Source organism: Pseudomonas oligotrophica (genome assembly GCF_021726475.1).
GTDB classification, from domain to species: Bacteria; Pseudomonadota; Gammaproteobacteria; order Pseudomonadales; family Pseudomonadaceae; genus Stutzerimonas; species Stutzerimonas oligotrophica.
This window is the reverse complement of record NZ_JAKJRU010000008.1, coordinates 195376-220102: the sequence shown is the minus strand read 5'-3', so window position 1 is coordinate 220102 and position 24727 is coordinate 195376. Positions and strand designations below refer to the sequence as shown.

The 24727-nt window shown below is 68.8% G+C and carries 22 protein-coding genes and 1 riboswitch; of the genes, 8 read left to right on the top strand and 14 right to left on the bottom strand.

The genetic code is table 11. The annotated features are described in order from the left end of the window. Positions 1 to 103: 103 nt before the first annotated feature. The 3 genes from L3N39_RS17300 to L3N39_RS17290 form a co-directional block, all read right to left on the bottom strand. Positions 104 to 1213 carry an NADH:flavin oxidoreductase gene (locus L3N39_RS17300; protein ID WP_237258663.1) on the bottom strand — a complete coding sequence of 370 codons (1110 nt, stop codon included), beginning with the start codon at positions 1211 to 1213 and terminating at the stop codon, positions 104 to 106. 159 nt (positions 1214 to 1372) lie between these two features. Next, the gene (locus L3N39_RS17295) at positions 1373 to 1855 is read right to left on the bottom strand and encodes a glutathione peroxidase (protein ID WP_237258662.1); all 483 of its coding nucleotides are present in this window, start codon (positions 1853 to 1855) and stop codon (positions 1373 to 1375) included. 94 nt (positions 1856 to 1949) lie between these two features. Further along, positions 1950 to 2435: an FKBP-type peptidyl-prolyl cis-trans isomerase gene (locus tag L3N39_RS17290; RefSeq protein ID WP_237258661.1), complete on the bottom strand. Its 486-nt coding sequence runs from the start codon at positions 2433 to 2435 to the stop codon at positions 1950 to 1952. A 245-nt stretch (positions 2436 to 2680) separates the two neighbouring features. Between L3N39_RS17290 and L3N39_RS17285 the strand changes: the two genes are divergently transcribed. The 3 genes from L3N39_RS17285 (at position 2681) to L3N39_RS17275 (ending at position 7138) form a co-directional block, all read left to right on the top strand. Further along, a complete protein-coding gene (locus L3N39_RS17285) occupies positions 2681 to 3868 on the top strand; it encodes an acetate kinase (RefSeq protein WP_237258660.1) in 1188 nt (395 codons plus the stop codon). A gap of 135 nt (positions 3869 to 4003) precedes the next feature. Next, complete coding sequence (gene pta, locus L3N39_RS17280; RefSeq protein WP_237258659.1) at positions 4004 to 6100, top strand: phosphate acetyltransferase; 2097 nt, start codon at positions 4004 to 4006, stop codon at positions 6098 to 6100. A gap of 132 nt (positions 6101 to 6232) precedes the next feature. Next, positions 6233 to 7138, top strand: coding sequence for a 1-acylglycerol-3-phosphate O-acyltransferase, YihG family (locus tag L3N39_RS17275; protein WP_237258658.1), 906 nt, complete (start codon positions 6233 to 6235; stop codon positions 7136 to 7138). 6 nt (positions 7139 to 7144) lie between these two features. Here the strand turns inward: L3N39_RS17275 and L3N39_RS17270 are convergent, their stop codons facing one another. The 6 genes from L3N39_RS17270 to L3N39_RS17245 form a co-directional block, all read right to left on the bottom strand. Next, positions 7145 to 9268, bottom strand: a complete 2124-nt coding sequence (locus L3N39_RS17270; RefSeq protein WP_237258657.1) for a two-component system response regulator — start codon at positions 9266 to 9268, stop codon at positions 7145 to 7147. 78 nt (positions 9269 to 9346) lie between these two features. Next, complete coding sequence (locus L3N39_RS17265; protein WP_237258656.1) at positions 9347 to 13066, bottom strand: CHASE domain-containing protein; 3720 nt, start codon at positions 13064 to 13066, stop codon at positions 9347 to 9349. Between the two features lie 150 nt (positions 13067 to 13216). Continuing rightward, positions 13217 to 13873: a YiaD family glycine zipper/OmpA-like lipoprotein gene (locus L3N39_RS17260; protein WP_237258655.1), complete on the bottom strand. Its 657-nt coding sequence runs from the start codon at positions 13871 to 13873 to the stop codon at positions 13217 to 13219. 120 nt (positions 13874 to 13993) lie between these two features. Further along, entirely contained in the window at positions 13994 to 14881 is an 888-nt protein-coding gene (locus tag L3N39_RS17255) for a DMT family transporter (protein ID WP_237258654.1), read from the bottom strand. 174 nt (positions 14882 to 15055) lie between these two features. Then, the gene (locus L3N39_RS17250) at positions 15056 to 16738 is read right to left on the bottom strand and encodes a fatty acid--CoA ligase (RefSeq protein ID WP_237258653.1); all 1683 of its coding nucleotides are present in this window, start codon (positions 16736 to 16738) and stop codon (positions 15056 to 15058) included. A gap of 96 nt (positions 16739 to 16834) precedes the next feature. Further along, the gene (locus L3N39_RS17245; RefSeq protein ID WP_237258652.1) at positions 16835 to 17467 is read right to left on the bottom strand and encodes a LysE family translocator; all 633 of its coding nucleotides are present in this window, start codon (positions 17465 to 17467) and stop codon (positions 16835 to 16837) included. Positions 17468 to 17537: 70 nt separating this feature from the next. Between L3N39_RS17245 and L3N39_RS17240 the strand changes: the two genes are divergently transcribed. From L3N39_RS17240 to L3N39_RS17225, 4 genes are all read left to right on the top strand, one after another. Continuing rightward, positions 17538 to 18497: a 2-hydroxyacid dehydrogenase gene (locus L3N39_RS17240; RefSeq protein ID WP_237258651.1), complete on the top strand. Its 960-nt coding sequence runs from the start codon at positions 17538 to 17540 to the stop codon at positions 18495 to 18497. A gap of 53 nt (positions 18498 to 18550) precedes the next feature. Next, positions 18551 to 19549, top strand: coding sequence for a methyltransferase (locus tag L3N39_RS17235; RefSeq protein WP_237258650.1), 999 nt, complete (start codon positions 18551 to 18553; stop codon positions 19547 to 19549). A 65-nt stretch (positions 19550 to 19614) separates the two neighbouring features. Continuing rightward, a riboswitch (yybP-ykoY riboswitch) is annotated at positions 19615 to 19788 on the top strand. Between the two features lie 23 nt (positions 19789 to 19811). Next, complete coding sequence (locus tag L3N39_RS17230; protein WP_237258649.1) at positions 19812 to 20399, top strand: TMEM165/GDT1 family protein; 588 nt, start codon at positions 19812 to 19814, stop codon at positions 20397 to 20399. Positions 20400 to 20482: 83 nt separating this feature from the next. Continuing rightward, on the top strand, positions 20483 to 20926 hold the full coding sequence (locus L3N39_RS17225; RefSeq protein ID WP_237258648.1) for an ester cyclase: 444 nt from the start codon (positions 20483 to 20485) through the stop codon (positions 20924 to 20926). Between the two features lie 19 nt (positions 20927 to 20945). Here the strand turns inward: L3N39_RS17225 and L3N39_RS17220 are convergent, their stop codons facing one another. From L3N39_RS17220 to L3N39_RS17205, 4 genes are all read right to left on the bottom strand, one after another. After that, complete coding sequence (locus tag L3N39_RS17220; protein WP_237258647.1) at positions 20946 to 21755, bottom strand: M48 family metallopeptidase; 810 nt, start codon at positions 21753 to 21755, stop codon at positions 20946 to 20948. A 79-nt stretch (positions 21756 to 21834) separates the two neighbouring features. Beyond that, the gene (locus L3N39_RS17215) at positions 21835 to 22455 is read right to left on the bottom strand and encodes an SOS response-associated peptidase (RefSeq protein ID WP_237258646.1); all 621 of its coding nucleotides are present in this window, start codon (positions 22453 to 22455) and stop codon (positions 21835 to 21837) included. Positions 22456 to 22465: 10 nt separating this feature from the next. After that, on the bottom strand, positions 22466 to 22726 hold the full coding sequence (locus tag L3N39_RS17210; RefSeq protein WP_237258645.1) for a putative signal transducing protein: 261 nt from the start codon (positions 22724 to 22726) through the stop codon (positions 22466 to 22468). After that, on the bottom strand, positions 22726 to 22908 hold the full coding sequence (locus tag L3N39_RS17205) for a CPXCG motif-containing cysteine-rich protein (protein ID WP_237258644.1): 183 nt from the start codon (positions 22906 to 22908) through the stop codon (positions 22726 to 22728). The genes L3N39_RS17210 and L3N39_RS17205 overlap by 1 nt, the downstream gene beginning before the upstream one ends. A gap of 179 nt (positions 22909 to 23087) precedes the next feature. Between L3N39_RS17205 and L3N39_RS17200 the strand changes: the two genes are divergently transcribed. Further along, entirely contained in the window at positions 23088 to 24254 is a 1167-nt protein-coding gene (locus L3N39_RS17200; protein ID WP_237258688.1) for a 1-acyl-sn-glycerol-3-phosphate acyltransferase, read from the top strand. 15 nt (positions 24255 to 24269) lie between these two features. Here L3N39_RS17200 and L3N39_RS17195 read toward each other — a convergent pair whose 3' ends face one another. Beyond that, a complete protein-coding gene (locus L3N39_RS17195) occupies positions 24270 to 24533 on the bottom strand; it encodes a hypothetical protein (protein ID WP_237258643.1) in 264 nt (87 codons plus the stop codon). Positions 24534 to 24727 lie beyond the last annotated feature (194 nt).

Sequence of the window (24727 nt, the reverse complement as noted above, 5' to 3'; positions counted from 1 at the left end):
GACTCCGCCCGACCCTCGACAACCGCCCAGCGGTGGGCAAGCTTCGCGTTGCCCACCCTACGCCGGCCGGATGCCGAGGCGCGGCAGCTCCCCACGGCCCTCGTTAGGCCAGCGTCTTCAGCGCCTCGCGGCTGAACGGCAGGATCTCCTCCATCCGCCCCTCGCGTACCTTCACCGCCCACTCCGGATCGCAGATCAGCGCGCGCCCGACCGCCACCAGGTCGAACTCGGCCTTGTCCAGCCGCTCCAGCAGGCCTTCGATGCCGGCCGGCTGGGCCACCTTGTCGGTCTTGACCATGAACTGCAGGAACTCGCCATCCAGGCCGACGCTGCCCACGGTGATGGTCGGCTTGCCGGTCAGCTGGCGCGTCCAGCCCGCCAGGTTGAGGTCCGAGCCATCGAATTCCGGCTCCCAGAAACGCCGTGTCGAGCAGTGGAAGATGTCCACGCCGGCCGCGGCCAGCGGCGCGAGGAAGCTGGCCAGTTCCTCGGGCGACTGCACCAGCCGCGCGCTGTAGTCCTGCTGCTTCCACTGCGAGAAACGGAAGATGATCGGGAAATCCGGCCCCACCGCTTCGCGAACCGCCTGCACCAGCTCGACGGCGAAGCGCGAGCGGTTGGCCAGGCTGCCGCCGTACTCGTCGTCGCGCTGGTTGCTGCCGGCCCAGAAGAACTGGTCGATCAGGTAGCCGTGGGCACCATGGATCTCCACGCCGTCCATGCCGATGGCCTGGGCGTCGCGCGCGGCCTGGGCGAAGGCTTCGATGACGTCCTGAATGTCCTGCCTGGTCATGCCATGCACGACAACCTGCCCGTCCTTGCGCTTCTCCATCGGCCCGTAGCCCGGCACGCCGGCATCCGGCTCGGTGCCCAGCCGCCGCACGTTGCCGACGTGCCAGAGCTGCGGCACGATGCGCCCGCCGGCGGCATGCACCGCCTCGACCACCCGCTGCCAGCCGGCCAGCGCATCCTCGCCGTAGAAGCGCGGCACCTGCGCATAGCCGTTGGCGGCGGCATGCCCGACCGTGGTGCCCTCGGTGATGATCAGCCCGACGCCGGCGGCGGCGCGACGACGGTAGTACTCGACGACCGCCTCGGTGGGTACGCCGTTGGGCGAGAACGAACGTGTCATCGGCGCCATCACCACCCGCGTCGGCAGGCGCAGGCTGCCCAGTTCGAAGGGTTGGAAAAGGGCTTGTACGCTAGCGCTCATGCATCGACTCCTTGGTCCGGTCAGGTCGCCGCGCCGCAACCGCGTGAGGCGGGCGGCGGGGTATCGGGGAGCGAGCATAGGGGGCCGGCGGTGCGCCGGCCTACGACCATCAGCCGGATGTATCGCCGCACAACCATGCCGGCGATGGCCGCAGCCGCCTCAGCGCAGGGCGTTCTCGATAGTCTGGATCAGCGCCGGGTCGTCCGGCGCGGTGCGCGGGGAGAAGCGCGCCAGCACGCGGCCATCGGTGTCGACCAGGAACTTCTCGAAGTTCCAGGTGATGTCGCCGGGAAAGTCCGCGCCCTCGCCGACCAGCAGGCGATACAGTGGATGGCGCTGCGGCCCGTTGACCTCCAGCTTGCCGGTGAGCGGGAAGCTGACGCCGTAGTTGAGCGCGCAGAACGAGCGGATCTCCTCGTCGCTGCCTGGCTCCTGGCCGGCGAACTGGTTGCACGGCACGCCGAGCACCACCAGCCCGCGCTCGCGGTACTGCTGGTGCAGCCGCTCGAGCCCGGCGTACTGCGGGGTCAGCCCGCAATGCGAGGCGACGTTGACGACCAGCAGCAGACGATCACCGAACTGCGACAGCGGCAGCTCGCCGCCGCCCAGCGCCGGCAAGGTCAGTTGGTGAAAAGCGCTCATGGTTCTCTCCTTCACAAAAAAGGCGCTCCGATCGCATCGGAACGCCTCCTACGCCTGGACAGCATAGCTGCCCCGGAGGGCAGCGGGACGCCACTCAGTGGTGGTGACCGCCTTCGCCGTGGATGTGGCCGTGGGCGATCTCTTCCTCGCTGGCGTCACGCACGCTGACCACCTTGACCTCGAAGTTCAGGCGCTGGCCGGCCAGCGGGTGGTTGCCGTCGACGATCACGTCGTCGCCGTCCAGGTCGCGGATGGTGACGATCTGCATGCCGCCATCGGGGCCGGAGGCATGGAACTGCATGCCGACTTCCAGCTCGTCGACGCCTTCAAACATGGCGCGGTTGAGGGTGGCGACCAGCTCCGGGCTGTACTCGCCGTAGGCCTGCTCGGGCTCGATGCTGACCTGCAGCTCGTCGCCGCCCTGCTTGCCCTCGAGGGCCTTTTCCAGGCCGGGGATGATGTTGCCTGCACCGTGCAGGTAGACCAGCGGCGCGCCGCCGGCGGAGCTGTCGATCACTTCACCGGCGTCGTTGGTGAGTGTGTAGTCGATGGAGACAGCCTTGTTAGCGGCAATCAGCATGAGCGAAACCTTTATCTTCATGGGTGGATGAACGTCGAAGTCTAACCGCCACCACGGGCAATTGCGAACCGATCGCTGATGAGCGGGCGGTGCCCCGGCTTGACAAAGCCTGCCGATCCCATCCCATCGACAGCCCTGTCTACAACCTTTGGATGGCATCGTTTTTTGTAGGGCTATGCAAGAATCCCGGGCACATGACTCATCGTCCGCCTATTTCAATAACATCCAAGCACTGAGGACCACCGATGTCGGCTCGTAACATCCTGGTGATTAACTGCGGCAGCTCGTCGATCAAGTTCGCCCTGGTCAACGAAGCGCAAGCGACCTTCCCGCTCCAAGGCCTGGCCGAGTGCATCGGCAGCCCCGAAGCGGTCATTCATTTCGAAAACGCCGCCGGCAAGGAGAGCGTGAAGGTTCCCAATGCCGACCACCAGGCTGCCCTGGCCCAGATCCTGCCGCGCGTCGAGGACGCCGCCGGCGGCCATCTGGACGGCATCGGCCACCGCGTGGTGCACGGCGGCGAGAAGTTCTTCGCCTCCTGCCTGCTCAACGACGAGACCCTGGCCAGCATCGAAGCCAACATCCAGCTGGCGCCGCTGCACAACCCGGCGAACCTGAGCGGCATCCACGCCGCCATCAACCTGTTCCCGCAGATGCCGCAGGTCGGCGTGTTCGACACTGCCTTCCACCAGACCATGCCCGAGCATGCCTACCGCTACGCCATCCCGGGCTTCCTCTACAGCGACCACGGCGTGCGCCGCTACGGCTTCCACGGCACCAGCCATCGCTACGTCAGCAAGCGCGCCGCGGAAATGACCAACCTGCCGGTCGAGGACAGCAGCTGGCTGGTCGCCCACCTGGGCAACGGCTGCTCCACCTGCGCCGTGGTCAATGGCGAGAGCCGCGACACCAGCATGGGCCTGACCCCGCTGGAAGGCCTGGTGATGGGCACCCGCAGCGGTGACGTCGACCCCAGCCTGCACAACTTCCTGAACAAGACCCTGGGCTGGGACCTGGCCAAGATCGACAACATGCTCAACAAGGAAAGCGGCCTGAAGGGCCTCTCCGGGCTGTCGAACGACATGCGTACCCTGGCCGAGGCCCGCCAGGCCGGCCACCCGGGCGCCACCCTGGCCTTCGAGGTGTTCTGCTACCGCCTGGCCAAGTCGCTGGCGGCCATGGGCTGCGCCCTGCCGAAGCTGGACGGCCTGATCTTCACCGGCGGCATCGGCGAGAACTCCGCCGCCGTGCGCGAGCGCACCCTGGACCACCTCAAGCTGCTCAACTTCAAGCTCGATGCCGAGGCCAACGCCCGCTGCACCCGCGGGGTCGCCGGCGAGATCCAGGCGGCCGGCAGCCCACGCGTGCTGGTGGTACCGACCAACGAAGAGCGCCAGATCGCCCTGGACACCCTTGCCCTGCTCGATGCCTGATCCGGCCCGGCAGGCTTCGATGCACCGACTCGGCGCCCCTCGCGGGCGCCGGGTTTCGTCATTTCCGGCTGCCCGCTGCCGCGGCGTGCAGCCCAGTGTTTGCGCAGCCTGAGCCCAGCTCCTGAAGGAGATCCCATGCACACCTTGTTTCTTGCCCCAACCGGTTTCGGCGGTGGTCTGAACTCCATCAGCCTCGGCCTGATCCGTTCGCTGCAGGCCGCCGGCCTGAAGGTCGGCTTCTTCAAGCCGATCGCCCAGCCGTTCCCCGTGGACCAGGGGCGCGAGCGTTCCTGCATCCTGGTCGAGCGCACCCTGTCGCTGAAATCGCCCGAGCCGCTGCCGCTGGAGCAGGTCGAGCGCCAGCTGGCCGACGGCGAGCTGGACCTGCTGCTCGAGGACGTGGTCAGCCGCTTCCAGCAGGTCGCGGTCGACAAGGACGTGGTGATCGTCGAGGGCATGGTGCCGACCACCAGCTCCGACTACACCTCGCGGATCAATACCCACCTGGCCAAGAGCCTGGACGCCGAGATCATCCTCATCGCCGCCCAGGGCCAGGACAGCCTCAAGCGCATGGCCGAGCGCATCGAGATCCAGGCGCAGCAGTTCGGCGGCGCCAAGGACCCGAAGGTGCTCGGCGTGATCCTCAACAAGGTCAAGTGCGACGAAGGCATCGACAGCTTCGTCGCGCAGCTGCGCGAACACCTGCCGCTGCTGGGCAGCGCCGACTTCCAGCTGCTCGGTGCGATTCCCTTCGCCGAGGAACTCAACGCGCTGCGTACCCGTGACATCGTCGAACTGCTCGGCGCACAGGTGCTCAACGCCGGCGAAGCCGACCAGCGTCGCGTCGGCAAGATCGTGCTCTGCGCCCGCGCGGTGCCCAATACCGTGCAGCTGCTGCGCTCCGGCGTGCTGGTGGTCACCCCGGGCGACCGTGACGACATCATCCTTGCCGCCAGCCTGGCCTCGCTCAACGGCGAGAAGCTTGCCGGCCTGCTGCTGACCGGCGACTTCACGCCGGACCCGCGCATCCTCGAGCTGTGCAAGGCGGCGCTGGACGGCGGCCTGCCGGTGATGATGGTCAGCACCAACTCCTATGACACGGCCAACAACCTGTTCGGGCTGAACAAGGAAACCCCGGCCGACGACGTCGAGCGCGCCACCCGCGTGACTGACTACATCGCCGGCCACCTGCACCCCGAATACCTGCACACCCGCTGCAGCGTGCCGCGCGGCGAGCTGCGCCTGTCGCCGGCGGCGTTCCGCTACCAGCTGGTCAAGCGCGCCCAGGAAGCCAACAAGCGCATCGTCCTGCCCGAAGGCAACGAGCCGCGCACGGTGCGCGCCGCGGCCATCTGCCAGGAACGCGGCATCGCCCGTTGCGTGCTGCTGGCCAAGCAGGCCGAGGTCGAGGCGGTGGCCCGCGAGCAGGGCATCAACCTGCCGGCCGGCCTGGAGATCCTCGACCCCGAGGTCATCGCCAACCGCTACGTCGAGCCGATGTGCGAGATGCGCAAGGCCAAGGGCCTGACCCCGGACCAGGCGCGCGAGCAGCTGCAGGACACCGTGGTGCTGGGCACCATGATGCTGGCGCTGAACGAGGTCGACGGACTGGTCTCCGGCGCGGTGCACACCACCGCCAACACCATCCGCCCGGCCCTGCAGCTGATCAAGACCGCGCCGGGCTACAGCCTGGTGTCCTCGGTGTTCTTCATGCTGCTGCCCGACCAGGTGCTGGTCTACGGCGACTGCGCGGTGAATCCCAACCCGAACGCCACCGAGCTGGCCGAGATCGCCCTGCAGAGCGCCGAGTCCGCCGTGGCGCTGGGCGTGCCGCCGCGCGTGGCGATGATCAGCTACTCGACCGGCAGCTCCGGCAGCGGCGCCGAGGTGGAGAAGGTCGCCGAAGCCACCCGCATCGCCCAGGAACGCGCGCCGCAGCTGGCCATCGACGGCCCGCTGCAGTACGACGCCGCCAGCGTGCTCAGCGTCGGCAAGCAGAAAGCGCCGAACAGCAAGGTCGCCGGCCAGGCGACGGTGTTCATCTTCCCCGACCTGAACACCGGCAACACCACCTACAAGGCGGTGCAGCGCAACGCCAACTGCCTGAGCGTCGGCCCGATGCTGCAAGGCCTGGCCAAGCCGGTGAACGACCTGTCGCGCGGTGCACTGGTCGAGGACATCGTCTTCACCATCGCCCTCACTGCCCTGCAGGCAGCCAGCCAGAAGGCCTAACCGCCGCAGCCGGGAAAAAGCCCGCCCACGCCCTGCGTCGGCGGGCTTTTTTGCTGCTGTCCCAGATAGTTACAGATGCCCGCATAATCGCTACGCTTGGCCACTCGAATCAGCCGTATCGACGAGACAGCCATGCTCAGCTTCCTCCCCGCGCCGCTGCGCGGCGTGATTTCCGCCCTGTTCCTCGCGCTCAACACCCTGTTCTGGTGCTGGCCGCTGTTCGCCCTGGCGTTGCTCAAGCTGGTGCTGCCCTTCGCGCCGGTGCAGCGCCGCCTGCGCTTCGGCATGCACTGGATCGCCGAATCCTGGATGGCGGTGAACAGCTTCTGGATGGACCTGGCGCGGCGTATCGACTGGGACGTGCAGGGCCGCGAGCTGGTCGATATGCGCCATTCCTACCTGGTGACCAGCAACCACCAGAGCTGGGCCGACATCCTGGTGCTGCAGTACCAGCTCAGCCGGCGCATGCCGATCTTGAAGTTCTTCCTCAAGCAGGAGCTGATCTGGGTGCCGGTGATCGGCCTGTGCTGGTGGGCGCTGGAGTTTCCCTTCATGAAGCGCTTCAGCAAGGAATACCTGGCCAGGCATCCGGAAAAGCGCGGCGAGGACCTGGCCACCACCCGCCGGGCCTGCCAGCGCTACCGGACCAATCCGGTGTCGGTGTTCAACTTCCTCGAAGGCACGCGCTTCACCCCGGCCAAGCATGCCCAGCAGCAGTCGCCCTTCGCGCACCTGCTCAAGCCGCGCGCCGGCGGCATCGCCTTTGTCATCGATGCGATGGGCGAACAGCTCAGCGCGCTGATCAACGTGACCATCCACTACCCCGACGGCCGCCCGACGTTCTGGGACCTGCTGGCCGGACGCATCCGCCAGGTGGTGCTGCGCATCGAAGCGCAGCCCATCCCGGGCGAGTTCATCGGCCGCAGCTATGACCAGGACGAGGCCTACCGGCTGGCCTTCCAGCAGTGGGTCAACGGACTCTGGGAGGCCAAGGACGCCCAGCTGGCCGAGCTGCACCGGCAGTTCCCGCCGGCCTGAAGCCGGCTATTGCCGTTCCCATTCCAGGCGCCGGGGAAACGCACCGGCGCGCGCCGGATGCAGCCCCGGCGCGATCAGGAAGCCCTGCATCACGTCGCAGCCGTTGGCGATCAGCCAGTCGCGTTGCGCCTCGCTCTCGACGCCCTCGGCGATCACCTCCAGGCCGAGGTTGCGGCCCAGGTCGATGATAGTGCTGACCACCGCTGCATCGCGCGGCGAGTCGAGCATGTTGGCGATGAACAGCTGGTCGATCTTCAGGGTGTCCAGCTCGAAGTTGCGCAGATAGGCCAGTGACGAATAGCCGGTGCCAAAATCGTCGATGGCCACCCGCACGCCCAGCTGGCGCAGCTGCCGCAGCTTTTCGCCGCTCTGCTCGAGGTCCTGCATCAGCGTGCCTTCGGTGACTTCGATCTCCAGCTGACCGGGATTGAGCCCGTAGTCGTCGGCCAGCCGGCGCAGCTGGTCGAGCAGCCCGGCCCGGGCGAACTGCACGGGGCTGACGTTCAGGCTGAGGACCAGCTCGTCGTCGAACACCGGCTGCCACTCGCGGCGCTGGTTGAGCCCCTCGCGCAGCACCCATTCGCCGACCCGCTCGATCAGCCGGGTCTCCTCCAGCAGCGGGATGAACACCCCGGGGCTGATGGTCCCGGACTCGCCGCGCGGCCAGCGCAGCAGCGCCTCGAAGCCGCGCAGGCGACCGTCGGCGAGCATGATCTGCGGCTGGTAGACCAGCTCGAAGTCGTTGCGCTCGATGGCATTGCGCAGGTTCTCCTCCATGGTCAGGCGGGCATGGGCACGGCCGTTCATTTCGCTGGAGAAGAAGCGGTACTGGCGACGCCCGGCGCGCTTGGCCTCGTACATCGCCATGTCTGCCGAGCGCAGCAGCTCGTCGACGCTCTGCCCGCAATCGGGGAAATGGGCGATGCCGATGCTGGCCCCCAGGGTGACCTCGGTGCCTTCGACGGTATGCCGCACCGAGATCAGGTCGATGAGTTTTTCCGCGACCCGGGCGGCGTCCTCGGGATGGTCGAGCGAGTCCAGCAGCGCGGTGAACTCGTCGCCGCCCATGCGCGCGATGATGTCGTAGGGGCGCATGCAGGCTTCCAGCATGCCCGCGACCCGGCAGAGGATCTCGTCGCCGGCGTCGTGGCCGAGTGAGTCGTTGATGCGCTTGAAGCCGTCCAGGTCGATGTACAGCACGGCCATACGCTTGCCGTTGCGGTCGACCCGCGCCAGCGCCGACTCCAGCGCCTGGTGGAAGCCGCGGCGGTTGAGCAGGCCGGTCAGCGAGTCGGTGACCGCCTGGGTCTCGAGCTGCAGGTGCAGGTTGCGCACCACCGACATGTCCAGCGCGATGACCACCATCGAGCGCTGCTGGCGCGGCAGCGGCGAACAGGACAGCGCCACCGGCAGCTGGCCGCCGTCGGCCGTGTACAACTGCGCCTCGTGCAGCCGGTAGGTCGAGCCGGCGCGCCAGTGCTGGTAGAAGTCCGACTCGCGCCAGGGCATCTCCATCCGCGGCGCGGCCAGGTGCACGAGAAGCCGGGTGCCCTGCAGCGCCTCGACCCGCGAGCCGAGCATCTGCGCGATCGCCGGGTTGGCAAAGCTGATGATGCCGTCCTCGCCGACCACCAGGATGCCCTCGGCGGCGTTGTCCAGCACCGAGGCGTTGAACGCCCGCGCGCTGTCGAGCTGCTGCGACAGCAGCTGCAGGTCGCGGCGGTTGTGCTCGTGGGCCAGCAGGGTGTTGATCTTGTGCTTGAGCACCTGCGGATCGAACGGCTTGAGGACGAAGTCCACCGCACCGGTGGCGTAGCCACGCAGCACCGACTCGCGGGTATGGGCGATGGCCGAGACGAAGATGATCGGCGTGTAGCGCGTATGCGGATTGGCGCGCATCAGCCGCGCCACCTCGAAGCCGTCCATGCCCGGCATCTGCACGTCCAGCAGCACCAGCTCGACGTCCAGCTCGAGCAGCGCCTTGAGCGCCGCCTCGCCGGAATTGACCCCATGCACCTGCCAGTCGCCGTCGCCCAGCAGGGCCTCCATGGCGACCAGGTTGGCCTCGCGGTCGTCCACCACCAGCAAAGTGCGGCTGCGCGGTTGCGGCTTGAGCTGGTTCAGCGCCATGCCCGGCTCTCCACGAGGCAAGGCCCGCAGGCGTCGCGCCGGCAGCGGGCGCGCAGGGATTCCACGGGTCGCACCGGGCTACTCCTCCTCGTCTAGGCCCGGGCGCCCCAGCCCCAGGCAGCGTTCCAGCATCTGCGCCAGCGCAGCCGGGGCGACTGGCTTGGCCAGCCAGGCATCGGCGCCCAGGGCGCGCACGCGGGCGCGCTCGGCCTCGTCGTCACGCGCCAGCAGGGCGACAATCGGCACCTGGCAACCCAGCTCGTCCTTCAGCCGCCGCGGCAGCCGCGCCGCCTCGCCATCGGCCTGGCTCATGTCGACCATCACCAGGTCGAAGGCGCCGACCTCGAAGCGCTGCTGCGCCTCACCGGCGTCGGTGGCCGCCTCGACCTGCAAGCCCAGGGCGTCCAGTTCGCCGGTCAGCGCGTAAAGCAGGCGCACATCGTCATCCACCAGCAACACCTGCTGCCCGAGCGCGATGCCCCGCTCGGCGGAGCTGGCCAGCAGCTCCTGGTGGCTGAGCGGGCGCAGCACCTCGCCCAGTTGCGCGAAGACTTCATCGTTGGACAGCAAGGTGACGGAAAAGCGCTGCAGGCGTTGCAGCTGCGCCGGGTCCGGATCCTTTTCGCTGAGCATCACTACTTTCACCTCGTTCAGGGGACGTAGGCGCTCCAGCGCCTCGAGCAGGTCGCAGCCCATGGCATCGGGCAGCCGGAAATCGATGATCAGCACGCCGAACGCGCGCTCGGCGAAAGCCAGTCGTGCCGCCTCGCTGGAGCCGGTCGCGCTGACGCTGTAGCCGAGCCGCTCGAGATGGTCGCGCAGGCGCGCACGCTGCTGCGGCTCGCCCTCGACCAGCAGCAGCCGCAGCGGATTGCTCTCGCGCCGACCGAGTTCGATGAACAGCCGCTCCAGCAGCGATTGCGAGATCGGCTTGAGCAGGTAGCGGCCGTTGTCGTCGTGCCAGTCGCCGGGTTGCGGCACGCAGGACATGATCACCACCGGCGTGCGCAGGTGACGCTCGTCGCTGCGCAGCTGGCGATAGACTTCCCAGCCGCTGATGTCGGGCAGCAGGATATCCAGCATCACCGCGGCGAAACGGCCGTGGCGCAGCGCCTCGACGCCTTGTTCGCCATCGTTGCAGACCAGCGCGGTGAAGCCGTGGGTGTGCGCCACCTCGGCGACCACCGAGGCGAATTCGGAATCGTCCTCGATGATCAGCACCCCGGGGGCGACGCCGTCCTGGCGCGAGATCAGCGGCGCGCGCTCCGGCCGGGCGGCGCCACCGGCCTGGCGTGGCAGCGGGAACTCGACGGTGAAGCAGGAGCCCTTGCCCGGCTCGCTGGCCACGCCGACGCGCCCACCGAGCACCTCGGCCAGCTGGCGGGTGATCGCCAGGCCCAGGCCGGCGCCACCGTACTGCCGGCTGATCGAGCCATCGATCTGCTGGAAGGCCTGGAAGATGCGCTCCTGCTCGTCGGCGGCGATGCCGATGCCGGTGTCGCGCACGAGCAACTGCAGCACGGCGCAGTCCTGCCCGGTGGCGCCGTCCTTGCAGCGGATGCTGACCTCGACCCGGCCCTGCTCGGTGAACTTCAGGGCATTGGTCACCAGGTTGCGCAGGATCTGCTGCAGGCGGATCCGGTCGCTGTCCAGGCTGGCCGGGGTGCCCGGCTCCAGCCGCGTGACCAGTGCCAGGCCCTTCTGCTCGGCCATCGGCCCGAGGGTGGCCTGCACCTCGTCGAGCAGCTCGTGCAGGTCGACCGGCTCGAGGCTGAGCTGCATGTGGCCGGACTCGATACGCGCCAGGTCGAGCACGTCATTGATCATCTGCAGCAGGTCGTGGCCGGCGCGATGCATGATGTCGGCGTGGCGCACCTGCTTTTCGCTGAGGTTGCCCTGGGCGTTCTGCCGCAGCTGGTCGCTGAGGATGAGGATGCTGTTGAGCGGCGTGCGCAGCTCATGGGACATGTTGGCGAGGAACTCGGACTTGTAGCGATTGGCCACCGCCAGCTGGTCGGCCTGGTCGCGCAGGCGGCGCTCGGCCGCCTTGCGATGGCTGATGTCGATGATCACCGCCTGCACCAGCACCTCGTCGCCGCTGCGCAGCGGCGACAGGCCGATCTCCACCGGCAGCAGGCTGCCGTCGCGGTGCCGCCCGAACAGCTCGCGGTTGCTGCCCATGCGGCGCGGCTCGGGATGCTCGGTGAAGGCCTGGCGCAGCCCGCGATGCGCCTCGCGGGTGGCCTCGGGCAGGAGGATTTCCAGCGGCTGGCCGAGCAGCTCCTGGCGGTTGTAGCCGAACAGCAGCTCGGTCTGGCGGTTGACCATGACGATGATGCCGTGGCTGTCGACCAGCACGAAGGCGTTCGGCGAGGCCTCGACGACGTTGCGAAAGCGCTCCTCGTCGCGCTTGCGCGCCTGCAGGTCGACCAGGTTGACCACGTAGTACAAGGCTTCGTCGTGCTTGAAACTGGTCTGGCTGAGGGCAACCGGGATCGGCTGGCCGTCCTCGCGCAGCGCCTGGGTTTCCTGCTGGCTGGCAGTGACGCGCAGCGACAGCGAATCGCTGCTCAGCAGCTCGGGCAGGTAGCGACTGACCCGCTCGCCGGCGAGCAGCGCCGTGCTGCTGCCCAGCAGGCTGGCCGCGCTCGGGTTGGCCAGTTCGATGCGCCCGCTGGCGTTGCACAGCAGGGTGGCCACCGGCAGTTGCTCGATCAGCTGGCGGAAGCGTGCCTCACGCTCGCGCGACAGCAGGCTGGCGGCCTGGCTCTGCTGCAGCGCGCGCTCGCGCAGGTAGAGGTAGCCGCCGACCAGCAGCGAGAAGAGGAACGCCGCCGCCAGGGTCGGCAGCAGGTTGAAGCCGGGCGAGCTGCGCCGGGCCGCCGCCTCGTACTGCCAGGTGCTGGCCAACTTCAGCTGCCAGCTGCGGCCATACATGTGGATGTTGCGGGTGCGCTGGAAGCGCGCCTCGGGATTGATGGTGTCGCGGCCGGCGAGCAGCGGCACGCCGGGATTGCCGGCATCGAACAGCTGCAGCTGCAGTGAGTCGCTGCGCGAGCCGAGGATGCCCTGCATCAGGTCGGTCAGCCGGAATGCCGCGTGCATGGTGCCGAAGAAGGCACGGCGGCGCTCCGCCTCGGTGGTCACCGGCGCGCTGGACGCATACAGCGGAAAATATAGCAGCACGCCGTTCTGCACGTCCTGCTCGATCTCCTGCTTGAGCCGCAGCGGGCCGGTCAGCACCGGATTGCCGCTGTCGCGCGCGGCGACGATGGCCTCGCGCCGGGTCGCCTCGCTGAACATGTCGAAGCCGACCACCCGGCGGTTGCGCCAGTCCATCGGGTGCAGGTATTCGGCGATCAGGTACTCGTCGCGCAGCCCCGGCGGATAGAAGCGGAACTGCTCGCGGCCCGCGTCGCGGATCTCCTCGATCAGGGTGCCGATCGATGCCCGGGTGGCATAGCGCGACAGGGAGATGGCCTGGATGCCGGGATAGTAATCCTGCAGCTGCAACTGGTCGGCCGCGCGCACCCACTCCTCGCCATTGAGCTGCTGGCTGCCGGCATGCAGCCCGGCCATGCCCCGCAGGACCATCTCGTAGGCGCGCATGCGCGCACGCAGCGACTGTTCGATGTCATCCACGGCAAGGGTGAAGCGCTGCTCCTGCTCGATCCGGGTGCGGCTTTCCTGGACGTGCCACTGCCAGCCGATCCATCCGCCCAGCCCCGCCATCAGCGCCAGCGTCACGAGGAATGGCAGCCAAGGCCTGCGGGAATGGAAAGCGGGACGATCTTCCATTCGACCTCCTCTGCGCCACCACTGGCGTGCTTCAACCGATTGAGAGTCGCAGCGGGGGAAGAAGGTTCCGTAGGGAATCGATAAAGGAAATTTTTGACGCCTGGTTCACGGCACAGGCGAGGCCGGGCGGCCTCGCCTGGCTATGGGCGATCAGAGCGGACGCAGGTTGATTTCCACGCGGCGGTTCTGTGCGCGGCCGGCGGTGGTGTCGTTGCTGGCGATCGGCTGGTTCGGGCCGACGCCGAATGCGGAGATGCGCGAGGCCTCCACGCCGTTGGCCACCAGGTAGGAGGCGACGCTCTGTGCGCGACGGTTGGACAGGTCCTGGTTCAGCTGCAGCGAGCCGGTGCTGTCGGTGTGGCCGACGATCTCGACGCCGTTCTTGTTGAACTCCTTGAACACCTGCACCAGCGAATTGAGGGTCGGGTAGAAGTTGCTGGAGATGTCCGCCGAGTTGCTGGCGAAGGTGATGTTGCCCGGCATGATCAGGGTCAGGTTGTCGCCGTTGCGCTGTACCTGCACGCCGGTGCCCTGCAGGGTCTGGCGCAGCTTGGCTTCCTGGGTGTCGACGTAGTAGCCGTAGCCGCCGCCGGCGGCGCCACCGACCGCGGCGCCGATCAGCGCGCCCTTGGTGCGGTCCTTGCTGCTCGAGGTCGCAGCACCGATCACCGCCCCGGTGACCGCGCCGATGCCGCCGTAGACGCCGGCCTTGCCGGCTTCGCGCTCACCGGTGTAGGGGTTGGTGGTACAACCGGCCAGCAGCGCGACGCCCACTGCCATGGCGGAAAGCTTGCTCAGGGTTTTCATAACGCGTTCCTTTGTCCAACGAGGGTCAGACCGCCTGCTCTCAGCGCGACGGCCATGCCAGAGCTTAACATCCGCCGCGGCCGCGAGCCGGGCAGCAGCACACGATACATCGCTGTCCGGTCAGCCGGCCGGCCGGCTGCGGCGCAGCGGCAACAGGGCCACGGCGACGCCACCGAGCACCACCGCCGAGGTCAGCACCAGGCGCAGCGACAAGGGCTCGCCCAGCAACATGACGCCGCCCAGCGAGGCGATGATGGGCACGCCCAGCTGCAGCGTGGCCGCCTGCTGGGCGCTGATCCGCTTGACCACCCCGTACCAGACCACGTAGCCCGCACCCGAGGCCAGCATGCCCGAGGCCAGCGCATAGAGCAGCCCGGCGGTGCTCAGCCGCGCTCCGCTGCCGAGCAGGATGAACAGCCCCAGCGGCACGACGAACACCAGGCTCCGGAGGAAATTGCCGCCGGTATCGGCGACCGGGTTGGCCGAGCCCTTGCCGATCAGCGAATAGACGCCCCAGGCCACCCCGGATACCAGCATGACCAGCGCGCTGGCCAGCGAGGGGCTACCGGCGCCAGGCAGCAGCAGCGCGACCAGGCCGGCAAAGGCCACCAGCATGCCGAGCAGGACCCGGGGCTCGAAGCGCTCGCCCCGCAGCCGGGCCAGGGCGAACATGCTGATCTGCACCGCGCCGAACAGGATCAGCGCGCCGACCCCGGCGCCCAGTTCGACGTAGGCGATGGAGAACAGATAGGCGTAGAGGAACAGCGCCAGCCCGCCCTGCCAGCTGCCGCCTGGCGCCTGGCGCGGCCGGCGCCTGGCGAGCAGGAGCAGCAGGAAACCGGCGCCACTGAGCAGCCGCAGCGCGGTGAACGATCCGGCATCGCTATCGCCGCCGATCAGCGCCAGGCGGCAGAAGATCGAGTTAGCGGCGAACGCCAGCAGGCTGAACAGCGCCGGCCAGACCCAGCCCGCGCGCCCCGGTGCCACCCCATCATGTTCGCGTGTCATGCCTCATCCCTTGCAAGCGCGGCCAGGCTGCGCCGCCCCGGCCTGCCGCGCGGGGCGCCGATGCGCAGAATCGCGCCTATCTTGCCTGCGAGTCGCCCCGCCCCTGCAACGTCCTTTCGTCTACAGCACACCGCCCTGCATGACCGCTGAGCCGACGCCGCGCTGCCGCCAGGGTCACAGCGACGAAACCTGCGCCCCGCCCTGCTCCATCCAGCCGGCGATGTCGGCGCGGATGCGCTTCTTGTCCAGCTTGCCGACGCTGGTCTTGGGAATCTCGGCCACCAGCGCGACCTGCTGCGGCACCGCCCACTTGTTGATCAGCCCCTCGGCCACCGCCGGTTCGAGGAACTGCTGCACGCCGCGGGCATCGAGACGCTCGCCGTCGCGCAGCACCAGCAGGGCGAACGGCCGCTCGCCCCAGCACTCGTCGGGCACGCCGACCACCGCGACCTCGCGCACCGCCGGGTGGCGGCTGATCAGCCCTTCCAGGGCCAGGGAGGAAATCCATTCGCCACCGGTCTTGATCACATCCTTGATGCGGTCGCGGATGTCGATGTTGCTCATCTCGTCGAGGGTGGCGACATCGCCGGTGTGCAGCCAGCCGCCAGCCCAGAGCTCCTCGCTCTTCTGCGCTTCGTTGTAGTAGCCCTGGGTGAGCCAGGGCGCGCGCAGCACCAGCTCGCCCTGGGACTGCCCGTCGGCCGGCAGGAAGCTGCCGTCCGGCGCCTGGATCGCCGCCTCGACCAACACCACCGGCACCCCGGCCTTGAGCTGGTAGGCGATGCGCGCCTCCTCGTCGGCGGCGAGCAGCTCGTCGTTGATATGCGCGCCGGAAATCAGCGGACAGGTCTCGGACATGCCGTAGGCAGCGAGCAGGTTCATGCCGCGCGCGCGGGCCAGGTCATAGAGCCCGCGGGTCAGCGCGCTGCCGCCGATGGTGATCTTCCAGCCCTTGAAGTCGGTGCCCTGCGCGCCCTTGGCATTGAGCAGCATCTGCACGATGGTCGGCACGCAGTGCGAGAAGGTGACGCCCTCGCGGCGCCACAGTTCGATCAGCAGTTCCGGGTCGTAGCGCCCCGGGTAGACCTGCTTGAGCCCCAGCAGCGTGGCCACGTACGGCAGCCCCCAGGCATGCACGTGGAACATCGGCGTGATCGGCATGTAGACATCATCCGAGCCCATCAGCCGCGGATTCTCGCGGCAGCCGACGGTCACCGCCGCGGCCAGGGTGTGCAGCACCAGCTGGCGGTGGGTGAAGTAGACGCCCTTGGGGTTGCCGGTGGTGCCGGTGGTGTAGAAGGTGGTGGCGACCGAGTCCTCGTCGAAGTCGGGGAAGTCGTAGCTCGGCGCGGCGGCGGCCAGCAGGCTCTCGTACTCACCCACGCAGTCCGGCAGCTCGGCCGGGCTGGCCCCGTCGTCGCTGAGCAGTAGGGTCTTCTCGACCGTCGCCAGTTGCCCGGCAATCGCCTGGTAGAGCGGCACGAACTCGCTGTTGACCAGCACGAAGCGGTCCTCGGCGTGGTTCATGGTGTAGAGGATCTGCTCCGGCGACAGGCGCACGTTGATGGTGTGCACCACCGCGCCGATCATCGGGATGGCGAACATGCATTCCAGGTAGCGATGGCTGTCCCAGTCCATCACCGCCACCGTGTCGCCGGCCTTGACCCCGGCGGCGCTCAGCACGTTGGCCAGCCGCGCGACGCGCTGGGTGAGGGTGCGGTAGTCGAAGCGCAGCCGGTCGCGGTAGACGATCTCGCGGCTGCGCTCGTAACGCACCCCCGACAGCAGCAGGCGCTTGATCAGCAGGGGGTACGGGTAGGCATTGGCGGCGGGCTTGATCACGCGGGTCTGCAGCATGGGTGGCTTCCTGTTTCTTGTTGGAGTTGTCAGGCCACTCTAGAACGGACGACACGCGGACAGACCGGCGGATTATTTCCGGATGCGTCGGCCGCGCTAGCCGATCTCGCTCATGGCCAGGCGTGCGCCGAGGCCGATCAGCACGGCGCCGGTCATGCGGTCGAACCAGTGCCCCATGCGGGCAAAGCCGGCGCGCACGCGGTCGCGGCTGAACAGCCAGGCCACCAGGCAGAACCAGAGCGTCGTGGCGCAGGCCAGATATAGCCCGTATCCGGCCTGCACCGCCAGCGGCGTATCGTGGCTGATCACCACCGTGAATAACGACAGGAAGAACAGCGTCGCCTTGGGATTCAGGCCGTTGGTGACGAAGCCGACGGTGAACGCCTGGCGTGCACGCCGCGTCGCCACCGGTGCTGCCGTCGCGCTTGCCGCAGGCGCCAGCTGGGGTCGGGCGCGCAATGCCTTCCAGCCGAGATAGACCAGGTAGCCGGCGGCCAGCCATTTGAAGAGGTTGAACAGCACGATCGACTGCGAGACGATCAGGCCGATGCCCAGCAGCGAGTAGGCGACGTGCACGAAGATGCCGCAGCCGATGCCCAGGGCGGTCCAGAGGCCGGCCCGCTGGCCCTGGCTGACGCTCTCGCGCACCACCACCGCGAAATCCGGACCCGGGCTGGCCACCGCCAGCAGATGCACCAGGGCCACGGTCAGAAACTCCATCCAGTACACGATCACCTCCGCTAAACAGAACGTCCGGGGATTGTCTCGCCACCCCGCCTCAGCCGAACAGGTACAGTTGATGACCAAACGCGCCGTCTTTCTCGATCTCGCCCCGCTTGACCAGGGCGACCTGGACTTCACCGCCCTGCACGACGCCTTCGACACGCTCGAATGCCATGTGCAGACCGCCCCAGAGGACATCGTCGAGCGCCTGCGCGGCGCCCAGGTGGCGCTGGTCAACAAGATCGCGCTGGGCGAGGACACCCTCGCCGCCTGCCCCGAACTGAAGCTGATTCTGGTCGCCGCCACCGGCGTCAACAACATCGACCTGGCCGCCGCCCGTCGCCTGGGCATCACCGTCTGCAACTGCCAGGCCTACGGCACACCGACCGTCGCCCAGCACACCCTCGCCCTGCTGCTGGCGCTGGCGACGCGCCTGCCGGACTACCAGGCGGCGGTGGCCCGTGGCCGCTGGCAGCAGAGCGGCCAGTTCTGCCTGCTCGATTTCCCGATCGTCGAACTGGCCGGCAAGAAGCTCGGCCTGCTCGGCCAGGGCGAACTGGGCAGCGCCGTGGCGCGCCTGGCCGAAGCCTTCGGCATGCAGGTGCTGGTCGGCAACCTGCCGGGCCGCCCGCAGCGCCCCGGCCGGCTGGACCTCGACGACCTGCTGGGCGAAGTCGACGCGCTGACGCTGCATTGCCCGCTCACCGAACAGACCCGCAACCTGATCGGCGCCCGCGAACTCGGCCTGATGAAGCCCGGCGCCTTCCTGATCAACGCGGCGCGCGGCGGGCTGGTCGACGAGCAGGCGCTGGCCGATGCGCTGCGCCGCGGCCACCTGGGCGGCGCGGCGACCGACGTGCTGACCAGCGAGCCGCCGCGCGACGACAACCCGCTGCTGGCCGCCGACGTGCCACGCCTGATCGTCACCCCGCACAGCGCCTGGGGCAGCCGCGAGGCGCGCCAGCGCATCGTCGCCCAGCTGGCCGAGAACGCCCAGGCCTTCTTCGCCGGCACACCGCTGCGCCAGGTCGGCTGACTGTCTGGGCGCGCGCCGGGCTGCTAAGCTGCGCGGCTTTTGCGGGAGGCACCATGGACCCTCGAAGCGAAGTTCTGCTGCGCCAGGCCGAGCTGTTCGCCGGCCGGCTGCTGCTGGCCGGCCTGCCGGGTGACGACCTGCCCGCGCACCTGCCCCAGGCCCACGGCTGGTGCTGGCACGCCGGCGACCAGCAGCGCCTCGAGGCACGCTTTCCCGGTCGCAGCCACTTCGGCATCGAGATGCCGGCCGGCGACTTCGAGGCCGCCGTGCTGTTCCTGCCCAAGTCGCGCGAGCTGGCCGACTACCTGCTGCAGGCCCTCGCCGCCCGCCTCGGCGACCGGCTGCTCTACGTGGTCGGCGAGAAGCGCGGCGGCATCGAGCGTGCCGGCAGGCAACTGGCCGCCTTCGGCCGCGCGCGCAAGCTCGACAACGCCCGGCACTGCCAGCTCTGGCAGGTCGAGGTAACGCAGCCGCCGGCCGCGACACAGCCCGGCGACTTCGCCCGGCATTACCGCCTGGAACTGGCCGACGGGCCGCTGGAGGTGGTCAGCCTGCCGGGGGTGTTCAGCCACGGCCGCCTGGATCGCGGCAGCGCCCTGCTGCTCGAGCACCTGGACGACCTGCCGACGGGCCGCGTGCTGGATTTCGGCTGCGGTGCCGGGGTAATCGGCGCGGCGCTCAAGCGGCGCTACCCGGACAGCCAGCTGGTGCTGCTGGACGTCGATGCCTTCGCCGTGCAGAGCAGCCGCCTGACCCTGGCCGCCAACGACCTGCAGGCCGAGGTGATCGCCGGCGACGGGATCGATGCGGCGCCCTTCGAGCTGGACGCCATCGTCAGCAACCCGCCGTTCCACCAGGGCGTGCACACCAGCTACGCAGCCAGCGAGGCTTTGCTCGAGCGCGCCGGGGCGCATCTGCGTGGCGCCGGCGAGCTACGCCTGGTGGCCAATGCCTTCCTGCGCTACCCGCCGCTGATCGAGGCGCACCTGGGGCCGTGCCGGCAGCTGGCCGAGGCCGACGGCTTTCGCATCTACCAGGCACGCAAGGGCTGAAGCCGGCGCCACGCAACGGCCTGGCGGTTGCACCGCGGCGAGCAAACGGGCAAACTCGCCGCCGTCCTCTGGGGGAGTAGTCTCAGGCGCGCCCCGGCCCGCCTGGCATGCGTCAACACACTTGGTCCGCAGACCATGGCGCATGCGACGAACCGCGCACCAGCGCGCCGTCTGACAAGACCCATGGCATGTACTCCTGACCCGGGCGGGCAGGCTGTGCATGCCATGGTGATCATGTCGGCCCGCCCTCAAGGAAGTCCCTTTGGAAGCACTCGCAGTCCCCACGTTCATCGTTGCCCTGGCCGAGATCGGCGACAAGACCCAGCTGCTCGCGCTGCTGCTGGCCGCCCGCTACCGCCGGCCCTGGCCGATCATCTGGGGTATCGTCGTCGCCACCCTGGCCAACCATGCCGCCGCCGGCCTGCTCGGCAACATCGTTTCCGACCTGCTTTCGCCGGTGATGCTGCGCTGGATCCTCGCCCTGAGCTTTGCCCTGGTCGCGCTCTGGACGCTCATCCCGGACAAGCTCGACGACGACGACACCCGCCTCGGTCGCGCCTACGGCCCCTTCCTCGCCACGCTGATCGCCTTCTTCATCGCCGAGATGGGCGACAAGACCCAGGTCGCCACCGTGATGCTCGCCGCGCAGTACCCGCAGTTGGTGCTGGTGGTGATCGGCACGACCCTCGGCATGCTGATCGCCAACGTGCCGGTGGTGCTGGCCAGCCACTTCGCCGCCGACCGCCTGCCACTGACACTGATCCGCCGGATCGCCGCGGCCGCCTTCGCCGCGCTGGCGGTGTACGCCGCCTACGAGGCGATCAGCCTGGGCGCCATCGCTCCAAGCTGATACGCAGCGCAAGTCCGCCGCCGGAACCAACTGGTAGAGTGCTCCCCGCAGTGCCTACCAGCGTTCCGAGGAGATCAGGCTGCATGTCGGCGGATGGACGCAAGAAACGAGTCTGTACCCATATCGATCTGAGCTGGAACAAGGGCCGCCTGGCACTCTCCGAGCAGTTGCAGAGTCGCTATTTCAGCTACAAGAGTTCGGTGGTCGGCCAGCCGCTCAATGCGGCCGGCTTCGCCGAGCTGGTGCGCCAGGTCCGCACGGCGATGCCGGACCTGGAGGTGGTGGTCGACGAGTGCCTGTGCGAAGGCCACCGGGTGGTCAGCACCTGCACCGTGATGGGTACCCTGACCCGCCCGCTGCTCGGCTGCCCCGCCACCGACAAGATCCTGGCCGTGGCCGCCATTTCCCTGTGGACCTTCAACTCGGCCGGCGAGATCGAAGAGGTGAGCACCCTGCTCGACCTTGAGAACGCGCGCCTGCAGCTGGGCCTGCACAGCGCTCTGGGCGACGGCCTGTCGACGCTCTGAGCGCGGCAGGCCGGCACCTTCAGCGGCGCGTCTGTTCGTAGAGCGGCATCACCTTGGGCACCGTGTTGCGCAGCGATTCGATGCGGCTGCCGGACGAGGGGTGCGTGCTCATGAATTCCGGCGGCGCCGAGCCGCCGGCCGCCGACATCTTCTGCCACAGGCTGATCGCGGCGTTGGGGTTGTAGCCGGCCCGTGCGGCCAGTTCCAGCCCGATCAGGTCTGCCTCGTTCTCGTTGGAGCGGCTGTTGGGCAGCGTCATCAGGTATTCCACGCCCATGTTGGCCAGCTGCAGGCTGCCGGCGCCGACCCCGAAGGCCGAGCCCAGCTGCGTCGCCATCTGCACGCCATAGGCCTTGGACATCGCCTCGCGGCCGTGCTCGCGCAGCGCGTGGGCGATCTCGTGGCCCATCACCGCGGCGATCTCGTCATCGGTCAGCTTCAGTTTTTCCACCAGGCCGGTGTAGAACATGATCTTGCCGCCCGGCCCGCAGTTGGCGTTCAGCTCGTCGTTGTCGATCACCGCGACTTCCCAGTCCCACTGCGCCGCGTCCGGGCGGAACACGCCGACCTGGGCGATCAGCCGGCGGGCGATGCCGTCGATTCGCTTGCTGATCGGGCTGCTCTTCTCCAGCACGCCCTTGCTCGAGGCTTCGCTGAGCTTCTGCTGGTAGGACTGCGCGTACATCTGGTTGACCTGCTCGGTCGACAGCATGCTGAACATGTACTGCTTGCGCTCGACACCGACGGCGCCGCCGCTGGTGGTATCGACCGCCTGGCAGCCGGCCAGCGCGACCGCGAGGGACAGGGAGAGGATTCTGAGCTTGGGCATGACGGGCACTCCGGAAGATCCGCCCGTATCCTAGGTCCGTCGCCGGTTCGTCACAAGCGGCGCGGGCGCCAGGCGCCGCTCAGTTGGCCGGCGTCAGGCACTGCGGCGCATCCAGCGCCGGGTCGTTGACGAAGGTGGCCAGCGGCCGCTCCCTGAGGGCCGGCCGGGGCTCGGCGAGCAGCTCGTGCAGGCGCTCGGCCGGCGTGTCCGCCGCGAGCCAGGCCTTGCACGCCTCGCCGCGCAGGATCAGCGGCCGGCGCTGGTCGGCGGCCGGCACGGTGAGCAGCGCGACACTCAGGTATTCGTGACCCTGCACCGGGTAGGCCTCCCAGATCGCCGCGAAGTAGGCCAGCGAATCCTCGGTGGTCATCCAGTAGGGCCGCTTGCGTACACGCCCGCGCCATTCGTAGAAGCCGTTGGCCGGCAGCAGGCCGCGCCGCTGCCCGAAGGCCTCGCGGAACATCGGCTGCTCGGCGACGGTCTCCACCCGCGCCTGCGCCGGCGTGCGGGTGAAGTCGGTGAGCCAGGCCGGCGTCAGCCCCCAGCGGGCGCGGTCGAGCCGTGCCTGGCCGGCGTCGCTGCGCAGCAGCAGCACCTGCGCACCGGGCGCCAGGCTCCAGTGCGGCAGCTGGTCCGGGGGAAAGCCGGGCAGCGCGGAAAACTCCGCGCTCCAGCGAAACAGGGCAAAGCGGCCACACATACGGGACTCGTCAACAGATCAGCTCACCGGGATAGCTGTCCGGTTCGTCGCCGGACAGCGGTACCGCGCCATTGTACGCAGCGATCAGCTGGCGCGCGCGCTCGGCCTGGGCATCTTCCACCAGCAGGCCGAGCAGCCCCAGCGCGGGCAACTCGCCCATGGCACCGAGCAGGTGCCCGCCGGCGATGAACGCCTCGATGCCCTCGGCCTCCAGCATGCCCAGCAGCATCTGCGCCTCGAGCAGGTCGCTGGGCTCGTAGACTCGCTGCATCAGTCCTCCTCGCGTCGCACCGCCAGTTGCCACTGGCTGCCGTCGGTCTCGAGCCAGAACACCACCGGCCGGCAGCAGACCGGGCAGTCTTCCTCGTACTGCTGGTTGCCGCCGCTCAGATCCAGCAGCGCCTCCACCGTTTCCCAACAGTACGGACATTGGTATTTCTGCACTTCCAGCATCGGCGCCTCCGCGTCACTTGTCGTTATAATCGCCGCCTTCGCGGCCGAGCCATCGGCGCGCGAGGGACCCTGGCGCCGCCGCGGGCGGATGCTGCGCTCGCCTGCCCGGTCCTGTTTCGTTATAGCGCGCGGCGTGGCGATGCGTCATGCCGGCGGCCCGTGCCCTCCATTACGAGAACATGATGGACGAATTCGAAGCCATCCGACCCTATGCCGACGCCGAAGTCCCGGGCGTCATGACCCGGCTGTTCGCCGATCGCGAATTCCTCGACGTGCTCGCGCACTTCCGCTTTCCGCGCCTGGCGGGGCCCATGGGCTGGCTGCTCAAGCCGCTGATCGGCAAGCGCCTGCACCGCGAGTTCGCCGGCATCGACTCGGTCGATGCGCTGCAGCACCGCATCGAGAACTATGTCGACCGTACCATCGAGCGGGCCACCGACGGGGTGACCTACTCGGGGCTCGATCGCCTGCAACCCGGCCGCGCCTGCCTGTACCTGGCCAACCACCGCGACATCGTCATGGACCCGGCCTTCGTCAACTACGCGGTCTACCACGCCGGCCTGCGCACACCGCGCATCGCCATCGGCGACAACCTGTTGCAGCGCCCGTTCGTCAGCGACCTGATGCGCCTGAACAAGAGCTTCATCGTGCGCCGCTCGATTACCGGCCGCCGCGAGAAGCTGGCCGCCTACCAGGTGCTCTCGGCCTACATCAACCACTCGATCCGCGAGGATGGCGAGTCGGTCTGGATCGCCCAGGCCGAAGGCCGGGCCAAGGACGGCGACGACCGCACCGACTCGGCGATCCTCAAGATGCTGCACATGAGCCGCAAGGACGAGCCGTTCGCCGAGGTGCTCGCCGCGCTGCGCCCCACCGCGGTCTCGATCAGCTACGAATACGACCCCTGCGACCAGGCCAAGGCCCGCGAGCTGTACATCCGCGCCACCACCGGCAGCTACACCAAGGCACCGGGCGAGGACGACGCCAGCATCGCCCTGGGCATCACCGGCTACAAGGGCCGCGTGCACCTGGCCTTCGGCACGCCGATGGAGCAGCTCCCGGCCGACGCCAAGGAACTGGCCGCCGAGCTCGACCGGCAGATCCTCGGCAGCTATCGCCTGTTCCCGGTGCACTACCTGGCCTACGCCATGTGGGACGAGCGCGACGAGCGCCTCGAGGTGCCCGCCGTCGAGCAGCTGTTCGAAGCCGCGGAAATCGAGCGGGCCAGGGCCGAGTGGGGGCGCCGGCTGGCCGCCTGCCCGAGCGTACAGCAGCCCTACCTGATCCAGCAGTACGCCAACCCGGTGCGCAACCAGTACCGGCTCAAGGCCGGGCTGCCGCTGTGAGCCCCGGCCGGCGCGTCACAGCAGCCGGCTGATCCAGGAGAACAGCAGCGCCGCGCCGAGCCCGGCGAAGCCGACCCGGTAGAAGGCCTGGTTGAGTTGCGCGGCGGGGTCGGCGACCACCGTCGACGCCAGCTCGCCAGCCTGGCGCGCCTTGGCCTGCATGACGCGCCAGCGGGTCGCCAGCAGCAGCCAGCCGCCGGTGAAGGCGCACAGCAGCGCCAGCAGGTTGAGCAGGGTGGCCAGGTCGGGAACCTGGGGGAAATGGGCCTGCAGCGACATCTTTACCTCCGCTTCAGGATAGGAATCGAAGCGCCCGCCACGCGGGCGAGCGGGAGTCTACTGGAGCGCGCCGCCGCCCGCGCGGCGTTTCCGACGGAGCGAAGGGTGAAAGCGCCATTCGCCACGCTGATGACGGACCCTCGCCGCCACGACCTTGACGCAGCGCACACCCGGGCGGCACCCTCGGCACACCT

Bases quoted from the DNA above. Each gene is read 5' to 3' on its own strand.
- L3N39_RS17300 (WP_237258663.1), bottom strand. From the start codon at position 1,213: ATGAGCGCTAGCGTACAAGCCCTTTTCCAACCCTTCGAACTGGGCAGC.
- L3N39_RS17295 (WP_237258662.1), bottom strand. From the start codon at position 1,855: ATGAGCGCTTTTCACCAACTGACCTTGCCGGCGCTGGGCGGCGGCGAG.
- L3N39_RS17290 (WP_237258661.1), bottom strand. From the start codon at position 2,435: ATGCTGATTGCCGCTAACAAGGCTGTCTCCATCGACTACACACTCACC.
- L3N39_RS17285 (WP_237258660.1), top strand. From the start codon at position 2,681: ATGTCGGCTCGTAACATCCTGGTGATTAACTGCGGCAGCTCGTCGATC.
- pta (WP_237258659.1), top strand. From the start codon at position 4,004: ATGCACACCTTGTTTCTTGCCCCAACCGGTTTCGGCGGTGGTCTGAAC.
- L3N39_RS17275 (WP_237258658.1), top strand. From the start codon at position 6,233: ATGCTCAGCTTCCTCCCCGCGCCGCTGCGCGGCGTGATTTCCGCCCTG.
- L3N39_RS17270 (WP_237258657.1), bottom strand. From the start codon at position 9,268: ATGGCGCTGAACCAGCTCAAGCCGCAACCGCGCAGCCGCACTTTGCTG.
- L3N39_RS17265 (WP_237258656.1), bottom strand. From the start codon at position 13,066: ATGGAAGATCGTCCCGCTTTCCATTCCCGCAGGCCTTGGCTGCCATTC.
- L3N39_RS17260 (WP_237258655.1), bottom strand. From the start codon at position 13,873: ATGAAAACCCTGAGCAAGCTTTCCGCCATGGCAGTGGGCGTCGCGCTG.
- L3N39_RS17255 (WP_237258654.1), bottom strand. From the start codon at position 14,881: ATGACACGCGAACATGATGGGGTGGCACCGGGGCGCGCGGGCTGGGTC.
- L3N39_RS17250 (WP_237258653.1), bottom strand. From the start codon at position 16,738: ATGCTGCAGACCCGCGTGATCAAGCCCGCCGCCAATGCCTACCCGTAC.
- L3N39_RS17240 (WP_237258651.1), top strand. From the start codon at position 17,538: ATGACCAAACGCGCCGTCTTTCTCGATCTCGCCCCGCTTGACCAGGGC.
- L3N39_RS17235 (WP_237258650.1), top strand. From the start codon at position 18,551: ATGGACCCTCGAAGCGAAGTTCTGCTGCGCCAGGCCGAGCTGTTCGCC.
- L3N39_RS17225 (WP_237258648.1), top strand. From the start codon at position 20,483: ATGTCGGCGGATGGACGCAAGAAACGAGTCTGTACCCATATCGATCTG.
- L3N39_RS17220 (WP_237258647.1), bottom strand. From the start codon at position 21,755: ATGCCCAAGCTCAGAATCCTCTCCCTGTCCCTCGCGGTCGCGCTGGCC.
- L3N39_RS17215 (WP_237258646.1), bottom strand. From the start codon at position 22,455: ATGTGTGGCCGCTTTGCCCTGTTTCGCTGGAGCGCGGAGTTTTCCGCG.
- L3N39_RS17210 (WP_237258645.1), bottom strand. From the start codon at position 22,726: ATGCAGCGAGTCTACGAGCCCAGCGACCTGCTCGAGGCGCAGATGCTG.
- L3N39_RS17205 (WP_237258644.1), bottom strand. From the start codon at position 22,908: ATGCTGGAAGTGCAGAAATACCAATGTCCGTACTGTTGGGAAACGGTG.
- L3N39_RS17200 (WP_237258688.1), top strand. From the start codon at position 23,088: ATGATGGACGAATTCGAAGCCATCCGACCCTATGCCGACGCCGAAGTC.
- L3N39_RS17195 (WP_237258643.1), bottom strand. From the start codon at position 24,533: ATGTCGCTGCAGGCCCATTTCCCCCAGGTTCCCGACCTGGCCACCCTG.